Annotated in this window: 18 protein-coding genes and 1 pseudogene; 8 read left to right on the forward strand and 11 right to left on the reverse strand. The window is 56.1% G+C overall.

The window, feature by feature from the left end; all coding sequences use genetic code 11:
* The first annotated feature begins 84 nt into the window (after positions 1-84).
* Positions 85-2,532 (forward strand): glycogen phosphorylase, encoded by a 2,448-nt coding sequence (gene glgP / locus M2406_RS20975; RefSeq protein WP_012147318.1) that lies wholly within the window; start codon positions 85-87, stop codon positions 2,530-2,532.
* 43 nt (positions 2,533-2,575) lie between these two features.
* Here glgP and glpD read toward each other — a convergent pair whose 3' ends face one another.
* Positions 2,576-4,084, reverse strand: coding sequence for a glycerol-3-phosphate dehydrogenase (gene glpD, locus M2406_RS20980; protein ID WP_012147317.1), 1,509 nt, complete (start codon positions 4,082-4,084; stop codon positions 2,576-2,578).
* Positions 4,085-4,493: 409 nt separating this feature from the next.
* Between glpD and M2406_RS20985 the strand changes: the two are divergent.
* A pseudogene (locus tag M2406_RS20985) lies at positions 4,494-5,057 on the forward strand (virulence RhuM family protein); the annotation flags it as partial.
* Between the two features lie 227 nt (positions 5,058-5,284).
* On the opposite strand, the gene M2406_RS20990 reads toward M2406_RS20985, so the two are convergent.
* The 4 genes from M2406_RS20990 to malT all read right to left on the reverse strand — a co-directional run bounded on the left by M2406_RS20990 (position 5,285) and on the right by malT (position 10,749).
* Complete coding sequence (locus tag M2406_RS20990; RefSeq protein WP_012147315.1) at positions 5,285-6,043, reverse strand: DeoR/GlpR family transcriptional regulator; 759 nt, start codon at positions 6,041-6,043, stop codon at positions 5,285-5,287.
* A 36-nt stretch (positions 6,044-6,079) separates the two neighbouring features.
* Positions 6,080-6,916, reverse strand: coding sequence for a rhomboid family intramembrane serine protease GlpG (glpG, locus tag M2406_RS20995; RefSeq protein ID WP_115183599.1), 837 nt, complete (start codon positions 6,914-6,916; stop codon positions 6,080-6,082).
* Positions 6,917-7,082: 166 nt separating this feature from the next.
* Positions 7,083-7,409 carry a thiosulfate sulfurtransferase GlpE gene (glpE, locus tag M2406_RS21000; RefSeq protein WP_112364247.1) on the reverse strand — a complete coding sequence of 109 codons (327 nt, stop codon included), beginning with the start codon at positions 7,407-7,409 and terminating at the stop codon, positions 7,083-7,085.
* A 625-nt stretch (positions 7,410-8,034) separates the two neighbouring features.
* Entirely contained in the window at positions 8,035-10,749 is a 2,715-nt protein-coding gene (gene malT / locus M2406_RS21005) for an HTH-type transcriptional regulator MalT (RefSeq protein WP_112364248.1), read from the reverse strand.
* A 151-nt stretch (positions 10,750-10,900) separates the two neighbouring features.
* Here malT and M2406_RS21010 point away from each other — a divergent pair, with 151 nt between their 5' ends.
* The 3 genes from M2406_RS21010 (at position 10,901) to malQ (ending at position 15,799) form a co-directional block, all read left to right on the forward strand.
* Positions 10,901-11,224 carry a hypothetical protein gene (locus M2406_RS21010; RefSeq protein ID WP_259191277.1) on the forward strand — a complete coding sequence of 108 codons (324 nt, stop codon included), beginning with the start codon at positions 10,901-10,903 and terminating at the stop codon, positions 11,222-11,224.
* Between the two features lie 69 nt (positions 11,225-11,293).
* Positions 11,294-13,699 (forward strand): maltodextrin phosphorylase, encoded by a 2,406-nt coding sequence (gene malP, locus M2406_RS21015; protein ID WP_218218598.1) that lies wholly within the window; start codon positions 11,294-11,296, stop codon positions 13,697-13,699.
* A 9-nt stretch (positions 13,700-13,708) separates the two neighbouring features.
* Positions 13,709-15,799, forward strand: a complete 2,091-nt coding sequence (gene malQ, locus M2406_RS21020; RefSeq protein WP_259191279.1) for a 4-alpha-glucanotransferase — start codon at positions 13,709-13,711, stop codon at positions 15,797-15,799.
* Positions 15,800-15,881: 82 nt separating this feature from the next.
* Here malQ and nfuA read toward each other — a convergent pair whose 3' ends face one another.
* Together nfuA and gntX are read right to left on the reverse strand one after the other, a co-directional pair.
* Positions 15,882-16,457 (reverse strand): Fe-S biogenesis protein NfuA, encoded by a 576-nt coding sequence (gene nfuA, locus M2406_RS21025; protein ID WP_012147309.1) that lies wholly within the window; start codon positions 16,455-16,457, stop codon positions 15,882-15,884.
* A 67-nt stretch (positions 16,458-16,524) separates the two neighbouring features.
* Positions 16,525-17,208: a DNA utilization protein GntX gene (gene gntX, locus M2406_RS21030; protein ID WP_259191280.1), complete on the reverse strand. Its 684-nt coding sequence runs from the start codon at positions 17,206-17,208 to the stop codon at positions 16,525-16,527.
* A 42-nt stretch (positions 17,209-17,250) separates the two neighbouring features.
* On the opposite strand from gntX, the gene bioH reads away from it, so the two are divergent.
* Together bioH and M2406_RS21040 are read left to right on the forward strand one after the other, a co-directional pair.
* Entirely contained in the window at positions 17,251-18,045 is a 795-nt protein-coding gene (gene bioH, locus M2406_RS21035) for a pimeloyl-ACP methyl ester esterase BioH (RefSeq protein WP_259191281.1), read from the forward strand.
* Positions 18,046-18,289: 244 nt separating this feature from the next.
* Positions 18,290-18,571, forward strand: a complete 282-nt coding sequence (locus M2406_RS21040) for a YdgH/BhsA/McbA-like domain containing protein (protein WP_012147306.1) — start codon at positions 18,290-18,292, stop codon at positions 18,569-18,571.
* 54 nt (positions 18,572-18,625) lie between these two features.
* Here M2406_RS21040 and M2406_RS21045 read toward each other — a convergent pair whose 3' ends face one another.
* From M2406_RS21045 to feoA, 3 genes are all read right to left on the reverse strand, one after another.
* Complete coding sequence (locus M2406_RS21045) at positions 18,626-18,865, reverse strand: FeoC-like transcriptional regulator (RefSeq protein ID WP_012147305.1); 240 nt, start codon at positions 18,863-18,865, stop codon at positions 18,626-18,628.
* On the reverse strand, positions 18,865-21,180 hold the full coding sequence (gene feoB, locus M2406_RS21050; RefSeq protein WP_259191282.1) for a Fe(2+) transporter permease subunit FeoB: 2,316 nt from the start codon (positions 21,178-21,180) through the stop codon (positions 18,865-18,867). The genes M2406_RS21045 and feoB overlap by 1 nt, the downstream gene beginning before the upstream one ends.
* A gap of 71 nt (positions 21,181-21,251) precedes the next feature.
* Positions 21,252-21,476 carry a ferrous iron transporter A gene (feoA, locus tag M2406_RS21055; RefSeq protein WP_012147303.1) on the reverse strand — a complete coding sequence of 75 codons (225 nt, stop codon included), beginning with the start codon at positions 21,474-21,476 and terminating at the stop codon, positions 21,252-21,254.
* 445 nt (positions 21,477-21,921) lie between these two features.
* Here feoA and M2406_RS21060 point away from each other — a divergent pair, with 445 nt between their 5' ends.
* On the forward strand, positions 21,922-22,080 hold the full coding sequence (locus M2406_RS21060; RefSeq protein ID WP_156816667.1) for a hypothetical protein: 159 nt from the start codon (positions 21,922-21,924) through the stop codon (positions 22,078-22,080).
* Between the two features lie 38 nt (positions 22,081-22,118).
* Here the strand turns inward: M2406_RS21060 and M2406_RS21065 are convergent, their stop codons facing one another.
* A complete protein-coding gene (locus M2406_RS21065; RefSeq protein WP_259191284.1) occupies positions 22,119-24,452 on the reverse strand; it encodes a Tex family protein in 2,334 nt (777 codons plus the stop codon).
* Positions 24,453-24,804: the final 352 nt, after the last annotated feature.

Raw genomic sequence — 24,804 nt, forward strand, 5'->3', positions numbered from 1 at the left:
TATGCCCTATGAATTTCAAGCTGCAGGTAACAAGGCTGCGGCTTGAAAGGCGACGGGCAATCACGCACTTGGGATCGAAAAACTATGACGTTACCGATTAGTTACACCTCACCCACGGTCAGTGTTGAAGCGCTGAAACACTCCATCGCCTATAAATTGATGTTTATTGTCGGCAAGGACCCGGCAATTGCCAACCAGCATGACTGGCTGAATGCCGTGCTGTTTGCGGTTCGCGACCGTATGGTGGAACGCTGGTTGCGTTCTAACCGTGCGCAACTTTCACAGGATGTGCGTCAGGTGTATTACCTGTCGATGGAGTTCCTGATCGGCCGCACGTTGTCCAACGCCCTGCTGTCGATGGGCATTTATCAGGATATTGACGACGCATTAAATGAAATGGGGATGAGCCTGGGCGAGCTGCTGGAGGAAGAGAACGATCCGGGCCTCGGCAACGGTGGCCTGGGGCGGCTGGCGGCCTGTTTCCTTGACTCACTGGCGACGCTGGCGCTGCCGGGACGTGGCTACGGTATTCGTTATGAATATGGCATGTTCAAACAAAATATCGTCAACGGTCAGCAGATGGAATCGCCGGACTACTGGCTGGAATATGGCAACCCGTGGGAATTCCCACGTCACAACACGCGCTATAAGGTGCGTTTTGGCGGCCGCATTCAACAGGAAGGCGCCAAGGCTCGTTGGGTAGAAACCGAAGAGATTATTGCCACCGCTTACGATCAGGTGATCCCCGGTTTTGATACCGATGCGACCAATACGCTGCGGCTATGGAGCGCCCAGGCCAGTAATGAAATCAACCTGGGTAAATTCAACCAGGGCGATTACTTTGCGGCCGTTGAGGATAAAAACCACTCGGAGAACGTGTCACGCGTGCTGTATCCGGATGATTCCACCTATTCCGGGCGCGAACTTCGCCTGCGGCAGGAGTATTTCCTGGTGTCGGCCACGGTGCAAGATATCCTCAACCGCCACTGGACGATGCATAAAAGCTTCGACAACCTGGCAGACAAGATTGCCATTCACCTGAATGACACTCACCCGGTCCTGTCGATCCCGGAGTTGATGCACCGGTTAATTGACGAGCATAAATTCAGTTGGCTGGATGCCTGGGCCGTGGTGGAAAAGGTGTTCTCCTATACCAACCACACGCTGATGAGCGAAGCGCTGGAAACCTGGCCGCTGGATATGATCGGCCGGATCCTGCCGCGTCACCTGCAGCTGATTTTCGAGATTAACGATCACTTCCTCAAACACGTACAGGAAGTCGCGCCGGGAGACAATGACCTGCTGGCTCGAGTGTCGATCATTGATGAAACCAATGGCCGCCGGGTACGAATGGCCTGGCTGGCGGTGGTGGCCAGCCACAAGGTTAACGGCGTTTCTGCGCTGCATTCCGAACTGATGGTGCAATCGTTGTTTGCCGATTTTGCCCATATCTTCCCCGATCGCTTCTGCAATAAAACCAACGGTGTTACGCCACGCCGCTGGCTGGGGCTGGCTAACCGTCCGTTATCCGCCGTACTCGATGACAGTATCGGCCAGACCTGGCGCACCGATCTCAGCCAACTGAGCGAGATCAAGGCCAATGTCGATTACCCGAGTTTCTTGCAGGCTGTGCAGGCCGCCAAACGGCAGAACAAGGAGCGACTGGCTACCTACATCGCCAAAACGCTGAATGTGGTGGTCAACCCGGACGCGTTGTTCGACGTACAGATCAAGCGTATCCACGAATATAAGCGGCAGTTGCTCAACGTACTGCACGTGATCACGCTGTATAACCGTCTGCTGCAGGATCCGGAAACCGAGCGGGTGCCGCGGGTGGTGATCTTTGCCGGCAAGGCGGCCTCGGCTTATTACGCCGCCAAGCAGATCATTCGCTTGATCAACGATGTCGCCAAGGTGATCAACAACGATCCGCGCGTGCATACGCAGTTGAAAGTGGTGTTTATCCCGAACTACGGCGTCAGTCTGGCGCAGATGATCATTCCGGCGGCGGATCTTTCCGAGCAGATCTCACTGGCGGGCACCGAGGCGTCCGGCACCAGTAATATGAAGTTTGCGCTTAACGGTGCGCTGACTATCGGCACGCTGGACGGTGCCAACGTCGAGATGCTGGAACACGTGGGGGAGGAGAATATCTTTATCTTCGGCAATACCGCCGAGCAGGTAGAAGAGCTGCGGCGCAACGGTTACAACCCGCATCTTTACTATGAGCAGGATCCCGAGCTGCATCAGGCGCTGACTCAGATCGCCACCGGTGCTTTCAGCCCTGAGGAGCCAAAGCGCTACAGTAACCTGTTTGATTCACTGGTTAACCTGGGCGATCACTATCAACTGCTGGCCGATTATCGCAGCTATGTGGATACGCAGGACAAGGTGGATGAGGTGTATCGCAATCAGGATGACTGGACGCGGCGGGCAATATTGAATATCGCCAACATGGGCTACTTCTCTTCCGACCGCACCATTCAGGAGTATGCGGACGAGATCTGGCACATCAAGCCTATCAAGCTGTAAATACAAAAGGGCCGGAAATCCGGCCCTTTTTAGCTTTGGCGAGTTACGATGCCAGAGACAGGGTTTTCGCTTTCACGTGTTCTGCCAGCCAGGCTTTTACCCGCGCCTGCTGCGCTTCGTCCAGCCACATACCCAGCTTGGTACGGCGCCAGATAGCGTCATCGAGTTCCACCACCCATTCTTTGTCGATCAGGTAGCGCAATTCGGCTTCATGCAGGCCATGACCGAAATCTTCGCCCAGGTCGCTGAGGCTATTGGCATTGGCCAGGATCAGCTCGCTGTGGCTGCCGTAGGTGCGCGCAAAGCGGCGTGCCAGGGATTCCGGCAACCAGCTGTGTTCACGGCGCAGTTTTGCGGCGTAGCTGTCGCGATCGCCACCGATGTCACCACCTGGCAGCGAACCGTTTTTGGTCCACGCCGGGCCACAGCCAGGGTAGTAGTGCGCCAGTTTTTCCATCGCATGCTCAGCCAGCTTGCGGTAGGTCGTCAGTTTGCCGCCGAATACGGAAAGCAACGGCGCTTTACCCTGCTCGTCATGTACGTCCAGCGTGTAATCACGGGTCACCGCTTGCGGTGAATCGGACTCGTCGTCGCACAGCGGACGCACGCCAGAGTATGTCCAGACGATATCGTCACGGCCCAACTGCTTCTTGAAGTGGTCGTTATACACTTTCAGCAGATAGTTGATTTCGTTATCGTCGATCTTCACATCTTTCGGATCGCCGTGATACTCCACGTCGGTGGTGCCGATGATCGAGAATTCGTCATTCCAAGGGATCACGAAGACGATACGATGGTCTTCGTTTTGCAGAATATAGGACTGTGGCTGATCGTGCACACGCGGTACCACGATGTGGCTGCCTTTGATCAGACGGATGCCATAAGGGGATTTCAGCTTCAGACCATCGTCGAAGAAGTGTTTCACCCATGGACCGGTGGCGTTCACCAGGCCCTTGGCGCGCCAGGTAAAGGTTTTGCCACTGTCGACGTCGACCGCTTCCACCATCCACAGGCCGTTTTCACGCCATGCACGGGTCACTTTGGTGCGTGTGCGCACTTCGCCACCGCGCTTTTCCACTTCCTGGGCATTGAGTACCACCAGGCGAGCATCGTCGACCCAGCAGTCAGAATATTCGAAACCGCGCTTCAATTCAGGCTTCAGCACCGATTCTGGTCCAAAGCGCAAACCCTTACTGCCTGGCAGACTGGTGCGTTTCCCCAGGTGATCGTACAGGAACAGACCGATACGGATCATCCAGGCTGGGCGCAGGTGCGGCTGATGCGGCAGACGGAAACGCATTGGGAAGGCGATGTGTGGTGCCAGTCGCAGCAACACTTCACGCTCGGCCAGCGCTTCGCTCACCAAACGGAATTCGTAGTGTTCCAGGTAGCGCAGGCCGCCGTGGATCAGTTTGGAACTGGCGGAAGACGTAGCACAGGCCAAGTCTTGCGCTTCCAGTAGCAGAACGGACAGCCCGCGCCCGGCAGCATCGGCCGCGATGCCGGCACCGTTGATGCCGCCACCGATAACGATCAAGTCTTTGGTTTCCACGTCAACTTCCTCCAGATGTTCGAAATAGCTCTTTCATGTTCGTTTTCGCTCATGATTGTAATCAAAAACCAACAAACAAGCCAAGACTTAACCAAACAAAAACATTTAGGCGTGATAGAGGTAACAGTTTGATGATAGTAGTTATACAAAAAGGAGGGGTATTAGGCATTGCGAGCATTGCCCTGAGCAGTGTGTTAACCGAGCTACTAATAAACCAGATGAATAATAAATGCTTATCTATCTAGAAGTTACAAGATGCTAGAGTTTTTGAATCGTCAGAGTATATTTCTAAGTCGGATGTAATAAAGTCACGGACTTAAAGCTGAAAAACAGGTGCTGATGCAGAAGCGGAAAATAGCGCGTCGTGCTGTAAGACCGCAAACTCTGTGCCCTATAAAAGGATATTGTCATGGCGAACTCGTTTCTTTCTCCTTCCCCTGATGGGGAGTTTGTTCTGTTTCAGTCAACGGATGGCAAGGTACGTTTAGAGTGTCGTTTTGCATCGGATACACTTTGGTTATCACAGGCGGCGATGTCTGAACTCTACCAGGTGACACCGCAGGCGGTGACCCAGCATATCAAGGCGGTTTACGACGAAGGTGAGCTTGAACAAAGTTTAACCTGTAAGGATTACTTACAAGTTCAAACTGAAGGTACAAGACAGGTTCAGCGGAAAATTCGCCACTATAATCTGGGTGTTATCCTCGCGGTTGGCTATCGTGTTCGTTCTTCTCGTGGTACTCAGTTCCGCCAGTGGGCGACACAAACGCTGCAAGAATATCTGGTGAAAGGCTTCGTGATGGATGACGAACGTCTGAAAAATCCGCCGATCGGTAAATCGGTGGTGCCGGATTATTTCGATGACATGCTTGAACGCATCCGTGATATTCGCACTTCCGAGTTACGCTTTTATCAAAAAATCCGCGATCTGTTTACGCTATCAGAAGATTACAGAGCTAACGAAAAAGACACTGGGTTAATGAACAGCCACTGTTGAGCCACTGTGGCTCCGTAAGTCGTGAACAGATGAAGTCTGTTGTACACCAACGTTATGAATCCTTCGATCAGCAAAGAAAAATGACTGATGCACGTGAGGCCGACCGAATTGAACTGGAACAACTTGAGCAGCTTGAAAAACGCTTAAGCAGGAAAAATGCTCCCTAGCACCTTCTCCAAATGGAGAAGATGCGAGAGAAGGGCTTAACACAACTCCAGCTGTACGTCGTACTGCTCGATGATTTTCATCACGCTTGGCGGCGGTAGTTGATCGGTAAACAGGTAGTCGATCAGGCTCATATTGCCGAGGTTAACCATCGCGTTGCGGCCGAATTTGGAATGGTCGGTGACCAACATCACGCAGCGTGAATTTTCGATAATTGCGCGTTTGGTGCGCACTTCGTGATAGTCGAATTCAAGCAGCGAGCCGTCCATATCGATGCCGCTGATACCCAGAATGCCGTAATCGAGACGGAACTGGGAGATAAAGTCCAGCGTGGCCTCACCCATGATACCGCCGTCGCGGGTACGTACCTCACCACCGGCCAGGATCAGACGGAAATCTTCCTTGGCGGTCAGCAGAGTGGCGACGTTCAGGTTATTGGTCACCACGCGCAGGTTCTTGTGATTCATCAGCGCATGGGCGACCGCTTCCGGTGTGGTGCCGATGTCGATAAACAGCGTGGCGCCGTCCGGGATCTGACTGGCGACGCGTTGAGCGATACGCGCTTTCTGTTCCGACCACATCACTTTGCGATCGTTGTAGGCGGCATTGACCGAACTGGAAGGCAAGGCTGCCCCACCGTGGTGGCGTTGGATTTTGTTCTGATCGGCCAGGTCATTCAAATCACGACGAATCGTTTGCGGGCTAACGTCAAAATGTTCGACCAGCTCTTCGGTACTGACATAACCCTGCAGGCGCACCAGCTCGATAATAGCGTCATGACGCTGTGTTTGCTTCACGGTAATCCCCTAAAACGCCTGGCTTGTACCTGGCTGTTATTGTTCGTTATGCGCGCGATGACGCGTGTCCCAAAATGCCATCAATAACCCTAACACTAAACCGGCCACGTGTGCCGCGTTAGCGATCGACATTCCTAAAATATCGAAATATCCGGCCACCAGCCACAGGACGGAAAACACCATCAGGCCGCGCGGCAGCATCAGACCGCGTTCCGGTGCTCGCTCGCCGCTGAGCCAGCAGTAGCCCATCAGCGCGTAGACTACGCCGGACAGGCCGCCGAACAGGGCACCGCTAAACAGTGACTGCGCCCAGCCGCTGAAGAAGGCCGAGACCACTGCCAGCACGAACAGTTTGCCGCTGCCGAGGCGTTTTTCCAGCGGGCCGCCGAGATACCACCACCACAGCAGGTTAAAGGTGATGTGCAGCAGTGAGAAATGGAGGAAAGCGTGGCTGACCCAGCGCCACAGCTGCAGGTACTGGCTGCTGTCTTGCGGCCAGGAGAGCCAGTACATCAGGGTATCATCGCCCAATATCTGCATCAGGATATAGACCATAATGCACAGCGCCATCACGCCGAGCGTCAGCGGCCCGGCCTTGCTGCGCAGGGTTTGCAGATAGGAAAAGCCCTGATAGTGCAGGTCGGCATCGGTATTGCCGGCCTGCCAACTGGCGGCGCGATAGCGACTGTTAAGCGGATCGATCAGAAACTGCTGCAGTTCGTGCTGCACCTGCTCCAGATGGCTGTCGTCTGCCAGCCAGATTTCCGCCGCCTCGCCGGTATTGTGCACCCTAAGCTCAATGCCTTGTGTCGTCATGTAGTCGACAAAGGCCTGCGCCAGGCGGGGATTGGATACGGCGATTACTCTAACCATTGCTCTTCCGTCTAAGTGAATGATTTTAGCCGCCGGTGACCCGATGGCGTTGACGGCCGATTATAGCGTCGAAATCCTGAGCGCAGGCAAAGGATCTGCGAAAAACCAGTAAAAACACTCACTAACGGCGCGAGGAAGGAACCCGCCGCAGCGGGCGGGAAGAGGATTATGCGGAGGTTTCAACGTCCTGCGGATACTGACGCGCCCAGGCCTCAAAGCCACCGTCAATGCTGTATACCGCCTCAAACCCCTGATGCAGCAGGTATTGCGCAGCGCTGCGGCTGCTGTTGCCGTGGTAGCACATCACCATCACCGGCCGTTCAAAATCATTCTGCTGCATAAAAGTCTGCAGGCTGGCGTTGGTGAGATGAAAAGCGCCCGGCGTGTGTCCGGCTTCAAAACTCTGTGGATCGCGGATATCAACCAGGGCGGCGCTGCCGTCTTTCCAACGGCTGTATGCCTGCTCAACGTTGATCGCTTCAAACTGTTCCATGACTTCCGACTGCCTCGTAATTAGATAATGTCGCTATTGTAACCAACTCCGAGGCAATTAAGACCAGAGCGACGTTGTGGTTTTTGGGGGCATATATTTTTAAATTATCCCTGTGGGCTGACAGCCATGTCTTTAGGGACAGAAACAAAAAAACCGCCGAGAGGGCGGTGTTTTTGTGCTAGTCCGGTAAGCGGCCATTCCAGCAGGTTTGCTTCAGATGTAGTGCAAGCACGGTTCAGTGTTCATATTTTGTTCTGCTTGACATGAAGTGTCAAGTGTCAGACCGGCATAAAAGGCATATAGTATTTGTGGGCTTTTCCGCCACCTTAAGCAAGTGGGCATCGGTTTTGGGGAAAGGATTCCAATAGCCGTAAATGCAAGCGCGGTTCAGTGCTTGCTTTTCACGGTAGTATCACCGGTGGTGCTGACGTGAAGCGGTTTGAGCATGGACCGCACAATGAAACGATACTTTTGTGTTGTGCTCGTTGTATCTGGTGTGATGTTGTCGTCTGGAAAGGGAAGTTGGAATCTCTCCGACAACGTTATTTCAGTAACAATCTATCATCAGAGCAAGTAAGCCAGATGGCCGCTTGGCGGCCATCTTTTCACATCAAAAGTACTTCCGTTAAGCGCCATATCCCATCATCTTCAGCAGCTGTTGTGCCTGCTGCACTGCTTCCTGGCGGTGGGCCACACCCAGCTTCTGGTACAGGTTACGAATATGGGTTTTGATGGTAGTGGCGGCCACTGCCAGTTCGCCGGCGATCTGGTCGTTGCTGTAACCGGAATAAATCAGCCCCAGCACCTGCCATTCGCGCTGTGTCAGCGGACTGGTGCGGATCAGCTCGGGCACCTGTGGGTGAGTTAGCAGCTTATCGACGAAGTTCTCGTCAAAATGCGCAAACTTATGCCGATGATGCTGGTTGATGTCGCGCAGGATACGTTGGGCGCGGTGGTTTTCCAGCTCCGGCAGCGTATTGAGCTGGATCAGTTGGCGTAGCTGCTGCGCCATCGCCTCGCCTTCAATGACGAAGTGACTGATAAATCCGGTGCGGCTGGCCAGTGACAGCGCTTCCATCAGCACCTTTTGTGCGTCACTTTTGCGCTCCATCTGCCAGTAAAGTTGGTTGCTGAGCAGCAGGTTACGGTTCAGATCGCTGACCAGCCGCAGGCGTCGGGCGTTTTCGTTGAGTTCATCCAATACCACTTCGGCCTCTTCATACTGGCCCAGCATGATTTGTACCCGGGCAATGTTGCGCCACTGGCCCTGCATAAAGTGGTTATCCGCCATGCCCGGCTTTTCAGTCTGGCGCAGCCATTGGGCAGCGGCGGTAGTATCGCCGGTCATCTGCCAGTGGATCACCCGCGGTTTGTCGGCGTTGGTCAGCCAGTCGCGATGGTACTGGGTACCGTGCAGCAGCACTTCGCAACGCTGCATGTGCGCATTGGCGTTATCGAGATCGCCACGGGCCAGAGAGCACTTGGCCAGCATGGCGATGCACTGCAACTGTTGCTGGGGCTGGTAGTTGGCCAGGATTTTCAGACCTTCGCGCGCCGCGTCTTCCGCTTCGTCCAGCCGCGACCATGACCACAGGATCTGTGAACGGATGCGCAGCAGGAACTCATGCATCGGCAACTGTTCCAGGTGCTGTTCACGTACCAGTTCAAACGCCTTGTCCTGTGTCTCAAAGGCGGCCTGCAGGAAACCCTGAGCAATCAGAATTTCGCTCTGCTGCAACAGCGCCCACAGCGCATAGTGGTAAGCCTGATGACGCCGCGCCATCTGCTCGGTTTGCTGCATCATCGGCAGCGCACGGGCCAGTTCGCCCTTGCAGTGGTGGACTTCGCCGGTCACCGAGGTGGCGACAATGCGGCTGTAATAACTGGAAAGTGGCAGGAACTTCAGCGCCTCTGTCGCCAGGCGTTCGGCTTCTTCCGGTTTACCGGCGTTGATCGCCACCTGTGCGCGCAGGGCGTCAAATTCGGCCTCCAGGGTGCGATCGACCTCAATTTTTTGATCGCGCATCGCCTGTTCGGCGCGTTCCAGCAGGGTGTTCACTTCGCTGTAGCGGTGTTGGCTTTGTGCCAACCAGGCCTGCAGCAGCGCCAGTTTGGGATTTTGGATCAGCCGTTCATACGGCAGCGCATTCAGACACTCTTCCAGCAAGGCCAATTCGCTGTGATGAAACAGCGACCAGGCGTGCTGCAGCAGGATGTCGCGCAGCATGCTGACGTCGCTGGCGGCCAGCGCGTGATGAATCGCCTCTGCCGGGTAACCCAGTGCCAGCCAGCCTTCGGCGGCGGCACGGTGCAAGCCGGGCAGCTCCAGCGCCAGCTCCCATTGGCAGCGTTGACGCAGGAAAGTGGCGAACAGCGGATGGAAGCAGAACCACTCACCGCTGTCGTCCATACGGTGGATAAATAACCCCTGACGTTCCAGTTCTTCCAGCCGTTGCTGGCCATTGTCTTCGCCGGTCAGACGCACGATCAGTGCATCATTCATCGAGCGCAGCACCGAACAGCGCAGCAGGAAGGCGCGCGCCTCGGCGTCGACGTGATCCAGCACTTCGTCTACCAAATAATCCGACAGATGGCTGGCGTTCAGCCCGGCCAGGCGCTTGGCGGACTGTTGGGCGGAGGAGGTCGACTGCCGGGCGGACAGGGCGATCAACTGCAGCGCGGTGGCCCAACCTTCAACCTCATCGCACAGGCGGCTGCTGTCTTGCGATTCCATTGGTGACACCAGGCGGCAGTCGAAGAACTGTTTGGCTTCCTGATGGGTAAATGCCAACTGTTGCGTACCCATTTCCAGCAGTTGGTCGCGCACGCGCAAATTAGCAATGCCGAGTGGCGGCAGGGTGCGGGACAGCAGGATCAGCGTCAGGTTTTCCGGCTGGTGGCGCAGGAAGAAACGCATGGCTTCATGAATGACATCATTGGTGATCAGGTGATAGTCATCAATCACCAGATACAGCGGTTGGTGCCAGTCGGAAAGTTCGATAAACAGTTGGGCAAACAGCGCCGACAGGCTGGCGTACTGATGCTTTTGGCTCAGCGCCTCGCTCTTCACACAGTGGCCGCCGCTGGCGAGTTGCAGGGCGGCGATCAAATAGCTGGCGAAACGCTCGGGCTGGTTGTCGCTTTCATCCAGCGAATACCAGCCCAAATCTGATTTGCCGGCCGCCCATTGTGCGACCAGCGTCGTTTTTCCGTATCCCGCAGGGCAATTGACCAATGTCAGGCGATAGTTGGCCGTGCTGGCCAGTTTGGCCAACAGGCGATCGCGGATCACGGTATTTTGCAGCCGTACCGGGCGGCTCAGTTTTGATGGGATCAGCATAGTATTCCAGAGTGAAAAGCGCGGTTCCCGCCGCCGTAGGCCTGCCCGATGGCGTTTTATTCATCGCGACGCCTGCCGGGATCGGAGTGAGGCTAATTATTTTATGGCTCGTAATTAATCCCCCTCCTAACTTCTGACAACGTTAAACGTATTGCAACAAGGTTCAGCATTGGCTTGGAGTTATATTGCTATTGATCACACTTTTTTACGTTTGCAGGCAAATCCTTGTGGAATCGCGGCGTGGTGGCGCGGTTTGTTGACGCAGATGCAGAAAAGCATTTCCGGCTGTGTGCAACACTATAGCCGCTGCAATAACTATGCTAACGTCATTGAACAAGTTTTCACCTTATTCTCGGTGCTCGCTGCCTTCGTCGGTGGGCTTTTTTGCATGATGCAAGGGAGTCAAAAAGTGCCTGAGATCACAATTTTAGCTACGCCCCAATCCTCCTCCCCAGCTAATCCCCAGGCGGGATGATGCCTTCATTCTTTCTCCCCGGCACGATAACGGTAATTTGACCCACTTACTGGATAGAGAGTTTTCCTTATGTCACAGCCTATGCTTAAAAAGGATGCTTTTCTGGCGGCACTGACCCGTCAGTGGCAACAGTTTGGCCTCAGTTCTGCACAACAGATGACCCAGCACCAATGGTGGGAAGCAGTCAGCCGCGCCCTGGCCGAGCAGCTTGCTGCACAGCCTGCGCCGCGTAAAAGCAATAAGCCGCTGCGCCATGTGAACTACATTTCGATGGAGTTTCTGATTGGCCGCCTGACGGCCAACAACCTGATTAACCTGGGCTGGTACGACACCGTCGAACAGGCATTGGCGGAACAGGATATCAAGCTGGCGGACCTGCTGGAGCAGGAAACCGATCCGGCGTTGGGCAATGGCGGGCTGGGGCGTCTGGCGGCCTGTTTCCTGGATTCGATGGCCACAGTGGAACAACCGGCCACCGGCTACGGACTGAATTACCAGTATGGGTTGTTCCGTCAGTCATTTAGCGGCGGCCAGCAGCAAGAAGCCCCGGACAACTGGCAGCGCGAAAGCTACCCGTGGTTCCGCCACAATGCGGCGCTGTCGGTGGATGTGGGTATCGGTGGAAAACTGGAGAAACTGGCCGATGGCCGCGAACTGTGGCGCCCTGAGTTTACCCTGCGCGGTGAAGCCTGGGATCTGCCGGTGCTGGGCTTCCGTAATGGCGTGACCCAGCCGCTACGCCTGTGGCAGGCCACCCATCAGCATCCGTTTGATCTGAGCGATTTCAACGATGGCAAATTCCTGCAGGCGGAGAAGCAGGGCGTGGAAGCCGCCAAGCTGACCAAGGTGCTGTATCCGAATGACAACCACCAGGCGGGCAAGCGCCTGCGCCTGATGCAGCAATACTTCCAGTGTGCCTGTTCGGTGGCGGATATTCTGCGTAAGCACCATTTGGCGGGCCGCAAGATTGAAGACCTGCCGAAGTACGAAGTGATCCAGCTGAACGATACTCACCCGACCATCGCCATTCCGGAAATGCTGCGCATTCTGCTCGATGAGCATCAGTTGGACTGGGATGCCGCCTGGGCTATTACCAGCAAAACCTTCGCCTACACCAACCATACCCTGATGCCGGAAGCGCTGGAGTGCTGGGATGAGAAGCTGGTGCGCAGCCTGCTGCCGCGTCATTTCTCCATCATCAAGCAGATCAACGCCAACTTCAAAAAGCTGGTGGATAAACATTGGCCGGGCGACGACGCGGTGTGGGCCAAGCTGGCAGTGCATCATGATAAACAGGTGCGGATGGCAAACCTGTGCGTGGTCAGCGGCTTTGCGGTCAACGGCGTGGCACAGTTGCACTCCGATCTGGTGGTGAAGGATCTGTTCCCGGAATACCACCAATTGTGGCCCAACAAATTCCATAACGTCACCAACGGCATTACGCCACGCCGCTGGTTGAAGCAGTGTAACCCGGCGCTGTCAGGGCTGATTGATGAAACGCTGAAGGTGGAGTGGGCCAACGATCTCGACGCCCTGAAAGGGCTGGAGAAATACGCCGATGATGCGGCGTTCCGTCAGCGTTATCAGCAAATTAAGCGCGATAACAAAGTCGTGTTGGCAAACTATGTGCACGACGTGATGGGGCTGACGCTCAATCCGGACGCGATTTTCGACGTGCAAATCAAACGCCTGCACGAATACAAACGCCAGCATTTGAACCTGCTGCACATTTTGTCGCTGTATCGCCAACTGCGCGATAACCCGCAGCTGGATATCGTGCCACGGGTGTTCCTGTTCGGCGCCAAAGCGGCACCGGGCTACTATCTGGCCAAGAACATCATTTACGCGATCAATCAGGCGGCGGAAAAGATCAACAACGATCCGCTGGTGAAGGATCGACTGAAAGTGGCGTTTATCCCTGACTACCGCGTGTCTGTCGCTGAATTGATGATCCCGGCGGCGGATATTTCCGAGCAGATCTCCACCGCCGGCAAAGAAGCCTCCGGCACCGGCAATATGAAGCTGGCGTTGAACGGCGCGCTGACCGTCGGCACCCTGGACGGCGCCAACGTGGAAATCGCCGAGCAGGTGGGCGAAGACAATATCTTTATCTTCGGTAACACCGTGGATCAGGTGAAGGCGCTGCTGGCAAAAGGCTATGACCCGCTCAGCTATCGCAAGAAAGATAAACACCTGAAGGCGATCCTGGACGAACTGGCGAGCGGCGCATTCAGCCACGGCGACAAGCATGCTTTCGACATGATGCTGCACAGCTTGCTGGAAGGTGGCGATCCTTATTTGGTGCTGGCGGACTTTGCTTCTTATTGCAAAGCTCAACAGCAGGTAGATGAACTCTATCGTGACCGTGATGAGTGGACGCGCCGTACTATTCTTAACACCGCGCGGGTCGGTATGTTCAGTTCGGATCGCTCGATCCGCGACTACCAACAGCGTATCTGGCAAGCCAAACGTTAAGGAGAGCGAATGGATCGCAAGGTCATCGATCAGGCGGCAGCTCAGGCGGGTATCGCTGCCGATTATATTAATGCCCACGGTCAACAGCAGGCGATCGCTGAGGACACCAAGCGCCGACTGCTGGGCGCCATGGGGCGCAGCACGACCCCTCGGGAGGCCGTAGTACTGCCGCTACCGGCGGTGAAGGTCTTCTATCAGGGGGCGCCGGTGGCGTTGCCGCTGGCAGGGAGCGGCGAGTATCTGTGGACGCTGCAGCGCGAAGACGGTGGCCAGCAACAGGGGCGCGCCAGTGCGCGTAAAACCTTTACCCTGCCGGTTGAGTTACCTCCGGGTTATCACCAACTGACGCTGAAACAGGGCGAGCAGCAGTGGCAGTGCCGGCTGATCGTGGCACCGAAACGCTGCTATGAACCGGATGCCTTGCTGACCGGAAAGAAGCTTTGGGGCGCTTGCGTCCAGCTTTATACCCTGCGATCCGACAGTAACTGGGGTATCGGTGACTTTGGCGATCTGCGCCAGATGGTGGAGCAGGTCGGTGAAAGGGGCGGTGCTTTTGTAGGCTTGAACCCGATCCATGCGCTGTATCCTGCCAACCCGGAAAGCGCCAGCCCGTACAGCCCGTCATCGCGCCGCTGGCTGAACGTGATTTATATCGATGTGAACGCGGTGGAAGATTTCCAGCGCAACGAGGCCGCGCAGCGATGGTGGTTGAAACCGGCCACGCAAAAGAAACTGGCCGCCGCGCGCAGCAGCGAACTGGTAGATTACAGCACGGTGACGCAGCTTAAGCTGGCGGCGTTGACGCTGGCGTTCCCGCAGTTCCAGGCGCGCAAAGCGGGTGACGAGCAGCGTCAGGCATTTGAGCAGTTTGTTCTCGACGGTGGTGACAGTCTGTATCAGCAGGCGGCCTTTGATGCGCTGCATGCCCATTTGGCCGCCACAGACAGCAGCCTGTGGGGCTGGCCGGCCTGGCCTGAACAATATCAACAGGGCGACAGCGCTGCGGTGCAGCAATTTTGTCAGCAGCAGCAGGATCAGGTGCAGTTTTACCTGTGGCTGCAGTGGCTGGCCGCCAGCCAGTTCGCCGATTGTTTCCGCCTGAGTCAGCAACAGCAGATGCCGATTGGCCTGTACCGCGATTTGGCGGTCGGCGTGGCAGAAGGGGGCGCGGAAACCTGGTGCGAGCGCGATCTTTATTGTCTGAAAGCCTCGGTGGGGGCGCCGCCGGACATTCTGGGGCCGCTCGGACAAAACTGGGGCCTGCCGCCGATGGACCCGCATGTGATGGCGGCGCGCGGCTACCAGCCGTTTATCGATCTGCTGCGTGCCAATATGACCAGCTGCGGCGCGCTGCGCATTGATCATGTGATGGCGTTACTGCGCCTGTGGTGGATCCCCTACGGTGAAACTGCGGTTCACGGTGCCTATGTGAAATACCCGGTGGATGACCTGTTGGCGGTGCTGGCGCTGGAAAGCCAACGCCACCGTTGTATGGTGATTGGCGAAGACCTCGGTACCGTTCCGGTTGAGATTGTCGCGAAGTTGCGCGACAGCGGGGTCTATTCCTATAAGGTGCTGTATTTCGAACGTGACGGTGAGAACCACTTCCGCGCGCCGCAGGCCTATCCGGTGCAGGCCATGGCGACCATTACCACGCACGATCTGCCGACGCTGCGCGGCTATTGGCAAAGTGGTGACCTGCAGTTGGGCAACCAACTGGGGTTGTATCCGGATGCGGAGATCCTCAAAGGGCTGTTTGCCGACCGCGAACGTGCCAAGCAGGGGTTGTTGGACGGGCTGCACCACTATGGTTGTGTGCCGCAGAAGGTGGGCAAAAAGGCGGCGTTGTTGAATATGAGCCCGCTGCTTAACCGGGGCTTGCAGCGTTACGTTGCCGACAGCGCCAGCGCGTTGCTGGGTCTGCAGCCGGAAGACTGGCTGGACATGGCGGATCCGGTCAATATTCCCGGTACCAGCAGTCAGTACCCTAACTGGCGGCGTAAACTGACCCAAACGCTGGAGGAGATGTTTGCCGATCAACAGGTTAACCGCTTACTGAAGGATTTGGACAAGCGGCGGCGTAAGGTATCGGTAGGCTAATTGAGTTAAAAATGCCGGATTGGGTAAACCGAATCCGGCATTTTTTTATCCGCTGTGGGGCATGTTGCCCTGGAACAGGGGATTAATAATAGGAGTGCTCGCCGCGTTGGTGCTCGGTCAAATCGCGCACGCCTTTCAGTTCTGGGAACTTCTGCAGCAGCTCTTTCTCGATGCCTTCCTTCAGGGTCACATCGACCATGGAACAACCGTTACAGCCGCCACCGAACTGCAGGATCGCCAGGCTGTCATCAGTGATTTCCATCAGCGTCACACGGCCACCGTGGCCTGCCAGCTGTGGGTTGATCTGTGACTGCAGTACGTATTCAACACGCTCCATCAGCGGTGCGTTGTCGTCCACTTTGCGCATTTTGGCGTTTGGCGCTTTGAGCGTCAGCTGCGAGCCCAGTTGGTCGGTGACGAAGTCAATTTCGGCATCGTCCAGATAAGGCTTGCTCAGTTCGTCGATATAGGCGGACAGTTTTTCGAACTTCAGCTCGGTGTCTGTTGCTTCTACCGCGTCCGGCGGGCAATAAGAGACACCGCATTCGGCCGTAGGCGTACCCGGGTTGATCACGAATACGCGGATTTGGGTGCCTTCCTCTTGATTTGCCAGCAGTTTGGCAAAGTGTTCCTGTGCAGTATCTGTTATACGAATCATGGCATTAGCTCGTTAGTTCAAATAGTTGACTTTAATACTAGGTTATAATACGCCCATTGCCGTGGCACTACAACGTGCGGCAAACGCACCAAATCTGTATTGATGCCACGCCCTGCCGCTGCAACAACCTGGCAATTTCCGCCACCGTGCTGCCCGTCGTGACTACATCGTCCAGCAGGGCGATGTGTCGGCCCTCGAGGGATTCGTGGCAACGAAATGCTCCGCGCAGATTACGCCGCCGCATGCGGGCCGGCAACCCCTGCTGTGGGGCGGTTTTGCGTACCCGGCTCAGTGCGGCGGGGCGGTAGTCGCAGCCCAACCAGTAGGCCAGCGGTCGTGCCAGCAGGCTGCTCTGGTTATAGCCGCGTCGCCAGCAACGTTTTGCCTGCAAGGGTACCGCTAAAATCACATCGGGTCTGTTCAAATACTGCTCTCGATGCGCTTGTTGCCAGTTTAGCAAAATTAGCCGAGCCAGCAGCGGCGCCAGCTCCGGCGTATGCTGAAACTTGAATTTTTTGATTAGCTGACGCAATGGGGCCTGATAATCGCCGACGAACACCAGTGCCTGCCAGGGGGGCGGTTGCTGCAGGCAGCGGCCACAGGGTAATGCGGCATCGCCGGCGGGCAGGCCGCAGCGGGGGCAGCATAAGGGCTTGGTCGGCAGGTGGCGCAGGCAATAGCTGCAAATGCCATGATGGCTGAGGCGTAATGGCTCGCGGCATAGCCAACAGCGGCTGTAGATTGATAGCATAGCCGTCCTCCCTGACGGATGAGAATGAAAGGACAATAACCGATGACAGCGTTGTACTGGCAAACAATAGGTGAAGGCGATCGCGATCTTGTGCTGCTGCACGGCTGGGGGCTGAACGCGGAAGTATGGAGTTGCATGCTTGAGCGGCTGACGCCGCATTTTCGTCTGCATCTGGTCGATCTGCCGGGTTATGGCCGCAGCCAGGGATTTGCTGCCATGTCGCTTGAGCAAATGGCGGAAATTGTGTTGGACGCCGCGCCGGCGCAGGCCTGGTGGTTGGGTTGGTCGCTCGGTGGGTTGGTGGCCAGCCAGATTGCGTTGACGCAGCCACATCGGGTGCATGGGTTGATTACCGTGGCCTCTTCACCCTGCTTTGCGGCACAGGATGATTGGCCGGGGATCCGCCCGGAGGTGCTAAGCGGTTTTCAGCATCAGCTGAGTCAGGATTTCCAGCGCACCGTAGAGCGTTTTCTGGCATTACAAACGTTGGGCACGGAAAGTGCGCGGCAGGACGCCCGTTTGCTGAAATCGGTAGTGCTTAACCAGCCGATGCCGAGCGTTGAAGTACTGAACGGCGGGCTTGAGATACTGCGGACCGCTGACTTGCGCCAGTCGCTGGCGGGGCTGTCACTGCCACTGTTGCGGATTTACGGTTATCTGGACGGATTGGTGCCGCGTAAGGTCGCCGGATTGCTCGACGTCAGTTGGCCTCACTCATCATCAATCATCATTGCGAAAGCGGCTCATGCGCCATTCATTTCCCAGCCTGATGAATTTGCAGAAATTATTGGCACTTTTGTGGCCGAAAATGGGATCTGCCGCCAAAACGCACAATAAAGCGCTAAAAAAAGAGCAGTTTAGTGGATAAAAAATAAAGCTGTCCGATACTTAAGGGGGTAACTGCGTTGGTTGAAAATGAAAAAATCACCCATGGTTTTTTCACTTTGGCGTTTCGTCTCTGGGAAACGGCTCTCGTCAGGGAAAGCAACGAGGTCAGCAGATGTCACGGCAACTGGTGTTATGACGCATTTACTCTGGACAGCTTTCATAATAAATAAACTATCCATTGAGAGGTAATGTAATGAAATCTTTGAAAATGATTATTGCCGCGTTAGTTGTAGGTTCAGTGTCTTTCAGCACCATGGCAGCCACCCTGCTGACCAAGGAAGATCTGGCCAAGAATCCGGGTAAATACGAGAAAGTGGGTTCGGTGTCTACTACCGCACAGACCACGTCGCCAATGGATGCAAAAGAAGAACTGTCCAAACTGGCTGATGAGAAAGGCGGTCAGTATTATGTGATCATTGCTGGCCGTGAACACGGTAAATTCAGCGCTACTGCTGACGTGTATAAAGACAAATAATAACGATTGAATCAGTTAAGTTGGGGCGTGCTTTGTGCTGCGCCCCAACCTCCATTACTTCAAACGATACACCACGGTACTGCTGCACTTCTGGCCCTCAGGGCAACTTTTGCAACTGCCGCTCAGGCAGGCGCTGTTATCCTGCTCGATTCGCTCCACTTTCCCCATCGCGATTAAACGCTCCAGCATGGCCTGCACTAACGGCAGCGGGGCGGCCAACTGACGGCTGAGTTGCAGCGCCTGCACATTACCGTGCAGCGCCAGTGCATCGCGGATCTGCAGCAGGCCGGCCATCAGTGACAGTTTCCCTTGCCACTCTGACAGCATGCCGCAGGTGTGGCGTTGCCCAGGCGAACCGTTACCCGGCTGCGCGCCCGGCGCAGGCCGAACAGGATCAACAGATTGAACAGCACCACAATGACGATCGCCGTCAGGCTGTACTGCGGATGCTGGCTGAAGGTGGCGACCTGATAAAACAGCGTGGCCAACGAGTAAGCGACATTCAGCCCCCAGAGAATGGAGAAGGTCATCCAGCCACGGCTGGATTCACGGGCGATAGCCCCCATGACCGAGACGCAGGGGACGTACAGCAACACGAAAATCAGGTAGCTGTAGGCGGAGATTCCTGAACCGAATTTACTGCTCATCACGCCCATCGAACCGACGTCCATTTCCCCGTCACCCTTGCTGGCCTCAATCGGGTTGGACAGCACGCTCAGGCTGAAGGTGTCTTTCAAGCCCTGCCAGGTGGTATCCAGGGCACCGCCCAGTTCGTCCAACAGATTAAAGTTGGCGGCGTCAAACTCGGTGTTATTGATGCGTTCGGCGGTGTACAGCGTGTTCAGCGTGCCGACCACCACTTCTTTCGCCATGGCCCCGGTGACCAGGCCGACGGTGGCCTGCCAGTTATCATTGTGTACGCCCATCGGTTGTAGCAGCGGTGTTAGCACCTTGGATACCGACGCCAGCGCGGAGTCATTGATGTTATCCACCGGCTTGCCGCTGAATGAAAAGCTGTTCAGGCCGCCAATGAAGATGCTGGCAATCACAATCACTTTACCGGCACGCAGGACGAAGCCTTTCAGCCGCTGCCAGGTTTGCAGCAGCAGGCTTTTCAGGTGCGGCACGTGGTAGACCGGCAGCTCCATAACAAAGGGGGAGGCTTCGCCGCGCATGATGGTGTATTTCAGTACCAAACCGGTGAGGATCGCCACCACAATGCCGAGCATATACAGGGAGAACACCACGCCCGCGCCGTCCTGGCCGAAGAAGGCGGCGGCAAACACGGCGAAGATTGCTAATCGGGCGCCACAGGACATAAATGGCGCCATCATGATGGTCATCAGGCGTTCGCGCTGAGCATCCAGCGTGCGGGCGCCCATGATGGACGGCACGTTGCAGCCGAAGCCCACAATCAACGGCACGAAAGATTTACCCGGCAGCCCGAGTGCCTGCATCAGACGATCCATCACGAAGGCCGCCCGCGCCATGTAGCCGGAGTCTTCAAGGAATGACAGGAACAGATACATCATGCCGATTTGTGGCACCAGCGGCAGCACGGTATTGATACCGCCACCGACCCCCTGCGCCAGGAAAATCGTCAGCCATTCCGGGAAGTGCAGGTTAAAGCCCAACCATTGAATGCCCTGGATAAAGATGGCCGCCGAGCCAATATCGAAAATAGGCTGTAGCGCGCCGCCGATGTTGATCGCCAGCAGGAACATCAGATACATCACCAGCAGGAAGATCGGCACCCCCAGCCAGCGATTGAGGATCACTTTATCCAATGCTTCGGTCAGGCGGTTCGGCATCGCCTGCTGAGAATTACTGACGGCGTCGCACAGGGTGGTGATTGACTGATAGCGCGCATCGGCGATCACCAGTGCCGGGTCTTCCTGTTGCTGCTGTCGCAGTGCCTCTTTGGCTGCCGGTAGCAGAGCTGCTGCCGGGCCGGCCAACGTATGGCTGTAGATATCGCCCTCCAGCATCTGCAGTGCCAGCCAGCGACGCTGTTCGCTCGGCAGGGTCTGCGGCATGGCATCGCTCAGCGTGGTCATTTCTTTCAGCAGCACGGGGGGATAGAGCACCAGCGCTTTCAATTCGTTGAACTGATGATTGTCGATCATTTGCTTTAACACGCCAATACCGTCGGCCTTGGTGGAGACCAGCGGTACCACCGGGCAGCCGAGGCGTGCGGACAGTGCGGCAATATCAATATCAATTTTCTGACTTCTGGCAATATCCAGCATGTTCAGCGCGACGATGCAGGGAATACCCAGCTCCAGCAGTTGCAGCGTCAGGTACAGATTGCGCTCCAGGTTGGAAGCGTCGACCACGTTGATCAGCAGATCGGCGTCGCCGCTCAGAATGTAGTGGCAGGCGATCTGTTCGTCGAGTGAGGTTTGCTCCGAGATGGTGGTCAGGGAGTAGGTACCGGGCAGATCGACCAGTTTGACCTGGGATTGCGGCGTGGTGAACAGGCCTTCTTTACGTTCTACCGTCACCCCCGCCCAGTTCCCGACCCGCTGGCGCGCCCCGGTAAGCTGGTTAAACAGCGTCGTCTTGCCGGAATTAGGATTTCCTATTAAGCCAATAGTGAGTTTTTTCATAATTTTGCGTGATATCAGTCAAGGGAAATGGGGCCAGGCAATGTGCATGGCCAAGGCAAGGCGGCTCAGCGTCAGGATTGGCCGTCGAGCAGGATCAGGGCCAGATCTTTCCTGCGCAGCACCAGGCTGACGCGGCGTGTTTTAATTTCTATTGGGTCACCCAGCGGCGCTACGCGCACTACTTCAAACGATGAACCCGGCAGCATGCCGAGGGATAAAAGTTTCTGGCGGTAGGCTGGGCCAATGTCATTGGCGAAGCCGGCGATCTTATACGATCGTTTAGGCTGAAGATGCATGTAACCTTCCCTGAGCCCAGCTTATTGGGCCGATGATGATAAAAGAACGTTCCTGAGGAAGCGCCGAGCAAAGCTACGGGCTGCCGACGTTTTCAATCCATGAGGTAATGCAGTGAACACGCAAAATAATAATAGTGAGAATCATTATCGTATTCAATACAAAAAATAGGGGTATTGGTAACCAAAGGTTGTGGCGATCACATTTTACGATCGGGATTGCCTGACAGGACTACTTTTATCACCCGCTCTGGCGGGGTGCAAATGCGAATGGTGAGTTAAATCAGTTACGTGATTGTAGTGATTTTTTCCAGTTTGAAAAAATTAGCGACAAATTCGGCAGCTTTGTTCCGACGGCATCAATATCGGTATTTATTTGGCAACATCTCATTGGCTGAATACGAGCGGTAACCATTTGTGTTTCTCTGAGAAATACCAAAATGAGAACATGATGTTAATAACGGTGTTAATCGATGGCTATGCAGCGCTATTTTCAGGCCTGAAACAGCGGGTCATTATGGCTGTTGGCAAGATTGAAGAAATATGCAGGTTTATTGAGGCGGGTCAAAAAATTGCGGGGATAGTTCGGCAGGAAAGGGCGGAGTAAACTCCGCCCTGCATCCCATAGGCCTGGTGAGGGCCTGATTAAGATTTTTTGCCGAATGCCGCTGCCAGTGCATCACCCATGGCGCTGTTACCCGCCGAGGTGTTGTTGTTGCCGCGCGGTTTGCCCTTATTGGCCGGCGCCCGGTTGGTGTTGTCCCTGGCCGGGGCAGCGTTCCCGCCGCGGCGTGGTGAACCTTCACCCGGTTGCTCGTCCAGACGCATGCTCAGCGCGATGCGTTTGCGCTGCAGATCCACTTCCATCACCTTCACTTTGACGATGTCACCGGCTTTCACCACGGTGTGCGGATCTTCGACAAACTTGTCCGCCAACGAGGAGATATGCACCAGACCGTCCTGATGCACGCCGATATCCACAAAGGCCCCGAAGTTGGTGACGTTGGTTACTGAACCTTCCAAAATCATCCCCGGCTGCAGGTCGCTCAGGGTTTCAACGCCCTCGGCGAAGGTGGCGGTTTTGAATTCCGGACGCGGATCGCGGCCCGGTTTCTCCAACTCCTTCAGGATGTCGGTCACCGTTGGCACGCCGAACTTGTCGTCGGTGAAATCGCTGGCCTTCAGGCTGCGTACCGCTGCCGGGTTACCCATCAGATCTTGCAGTGCCTGGCGGGTGGCGGCCAGAATACGTTCGACCACCGGGTAGGTTTCCGGGTGAACGGTCGAGGCGTCCAGCGGGTTGTCGCCGTGGTTGATACGCAGGAAACCAGCGCACTGCTCAAAGGCTTTTGGCCCCAGGCGGCTGACTTTCAACAGCTGTTCGCGGTTGCTGAAACGGCCATTCTCATCACGCCAGGTAACGATGTTCTGCGCCATCATGCGGGTCAGGCCAGCCACGCGGGTCAGCAGCGGCACCGAAGCGGTGTTCAGATCAACCCCGACGGCGTTTACGCAGTCTTCAACCACCGAATCCAGCTTTTTCGCCAGTTGGCTTTGGCTGACATCGTGCTGGTACTGACCGACACCGATGGATTTCGGATCGATTTTGACCAGTTCGGCCAGCGGATCCTGCAGGCGGCGGGCGATGGAGACGGCGCCACGCAGCGAGACGTCGAGATTCGGGAACTCCAGCGCCGCCAGTTCGGAGGCGGAATATACCGAGGCACCGGCTTCGCTGACGATCACTTTCTGCGCTTTGACTTCGCCGAACTGCTGTTGCAAATCAAGATAAAAACGCTCGGTCTCACGCGATGCGGTACCGTTGCCGATGGCGACCAGTTCCACTTTGTGTTTGATGCACAGTGCCGCGACGATGGCCGCGGCTTTGGCGGCCTGGCCGGTGTGCGGGTAGACGGTGTCGGTGGCGACCAGCTTGCCGGTGGCATCCACCACCGCCACTTTCACCCCGGTACGCAAGCCCGGATCCAGCCCCATGGTCGCACGCATGCCGGCCGGTGCGGCCATCAGCAAATCGTGCATGTTACGGGCGAAGACGTTGATTGCTTCATCTTCCGCACGTTCGCGCAGGGTGCTCATCAGTTCGGTTTCCAGATGCAGCAACACCTTGATGCGCCAGGTCCAGTTGACCACCGCTTTGCGCCAGGCATCTGCCGGGGCGTTATTCAGGCGCAAATCGAGATGGCTGATGATGATCTGTTCCGCCTGGCTTTCGCGCGGGGCTTCTTCAAACTGTGGGTCGGCGTTCAGCGCCAGTTGCAGCACGCCTTCGTTGCGGCCACGGAACATGGCCAGCGCACGGTGTGAAGGCACCTGGGCAATAGGTTCGTGGTGATCGAAGTAGTCGCGGAATTTCGCGCCGGCTTCTTCTTTGCCTTCCACCACTTTGGAGACCAGATGCGCGTGCTTCCACAGGTAATTACGAACCTTGGCCAGCAGCGCGGCGTCTTCGGCAAAGCGCTCCATCAGAATGTAACGCGCGCCGTCGAGGGCGGCTTTCACGTCCGCTACGCCCTTGTCGGCGTCAACGTAGCCTTCGGCCAGCTGTTCAGGCTGCTGCTGAGGATCTTGCCACAGGGTGTTTGCCAGGGGCTCCAGACCGGCTTCAATCGCGATCTGGCCACGGGTGCGGCGCTTGGGTTTGTACGGCAGGTAGAGATCTTCGAGTTCGGTTTTGCTTTGCGTGGCGGTGATCGCCCCCGCCAGTTGTTCGGTCAGTTTGCCCTGCTCGTCGATCGATTTAAGGATGGTCTGACGGCGGTCTTCCAGTTCACGCAGATAACCCAGGCGGGTTTCCAGCTGGCGCAGTTGGGTATCGTCCAGACCCCCGGTGACTTCCTTACGATAGCGTGCAATAAAGGGCACGGTATTACCTTCATCCAGCAGACGGATGGCGGAGTCAACTTGCTCCGGCCGGGCCTGCAGTTCTGTTGCAATAATGCGGCTCAGTGGGTCATTCATATGTCTGGTATCTGTTGGGAATGGTTAGTAAACAGGGGGACAGTTATACGGATTGCGCGGGGAAAATGCCAGTGAAGCGGGCCGCCTCTCGGTAGCCATGGCGCGCAAAACGGCCTGTACCGCGGCGGCGGGCGGCCGCTCGGAAAAAACTGAAATCTTTTAAGTTTGATTTTAGCCCGAGATACTCGGGCCTAGCGCACCGAGGGGCCATTATGGGACACATCCATGTGTCCCACCCTACGGGCCGACTGGCAGTCGTTCCAATTTGCTCCCGGCAAATTGGTCGGCGGGCAAGCCCGCTACGACCCCTTCGGCACGCTCTCCCTAATAATGGACTTGTTAGTCGCCAGCT

Source organism: Serratia sp. BIGb0163 (genome assembly GCF_024809935.1).
Lineage (GTDB): Bacteria > Pseudomonadota > Gammaproteobacteria > Enterobacterales > Enterobacteriaceae > Serratia > Serratia quinivorans.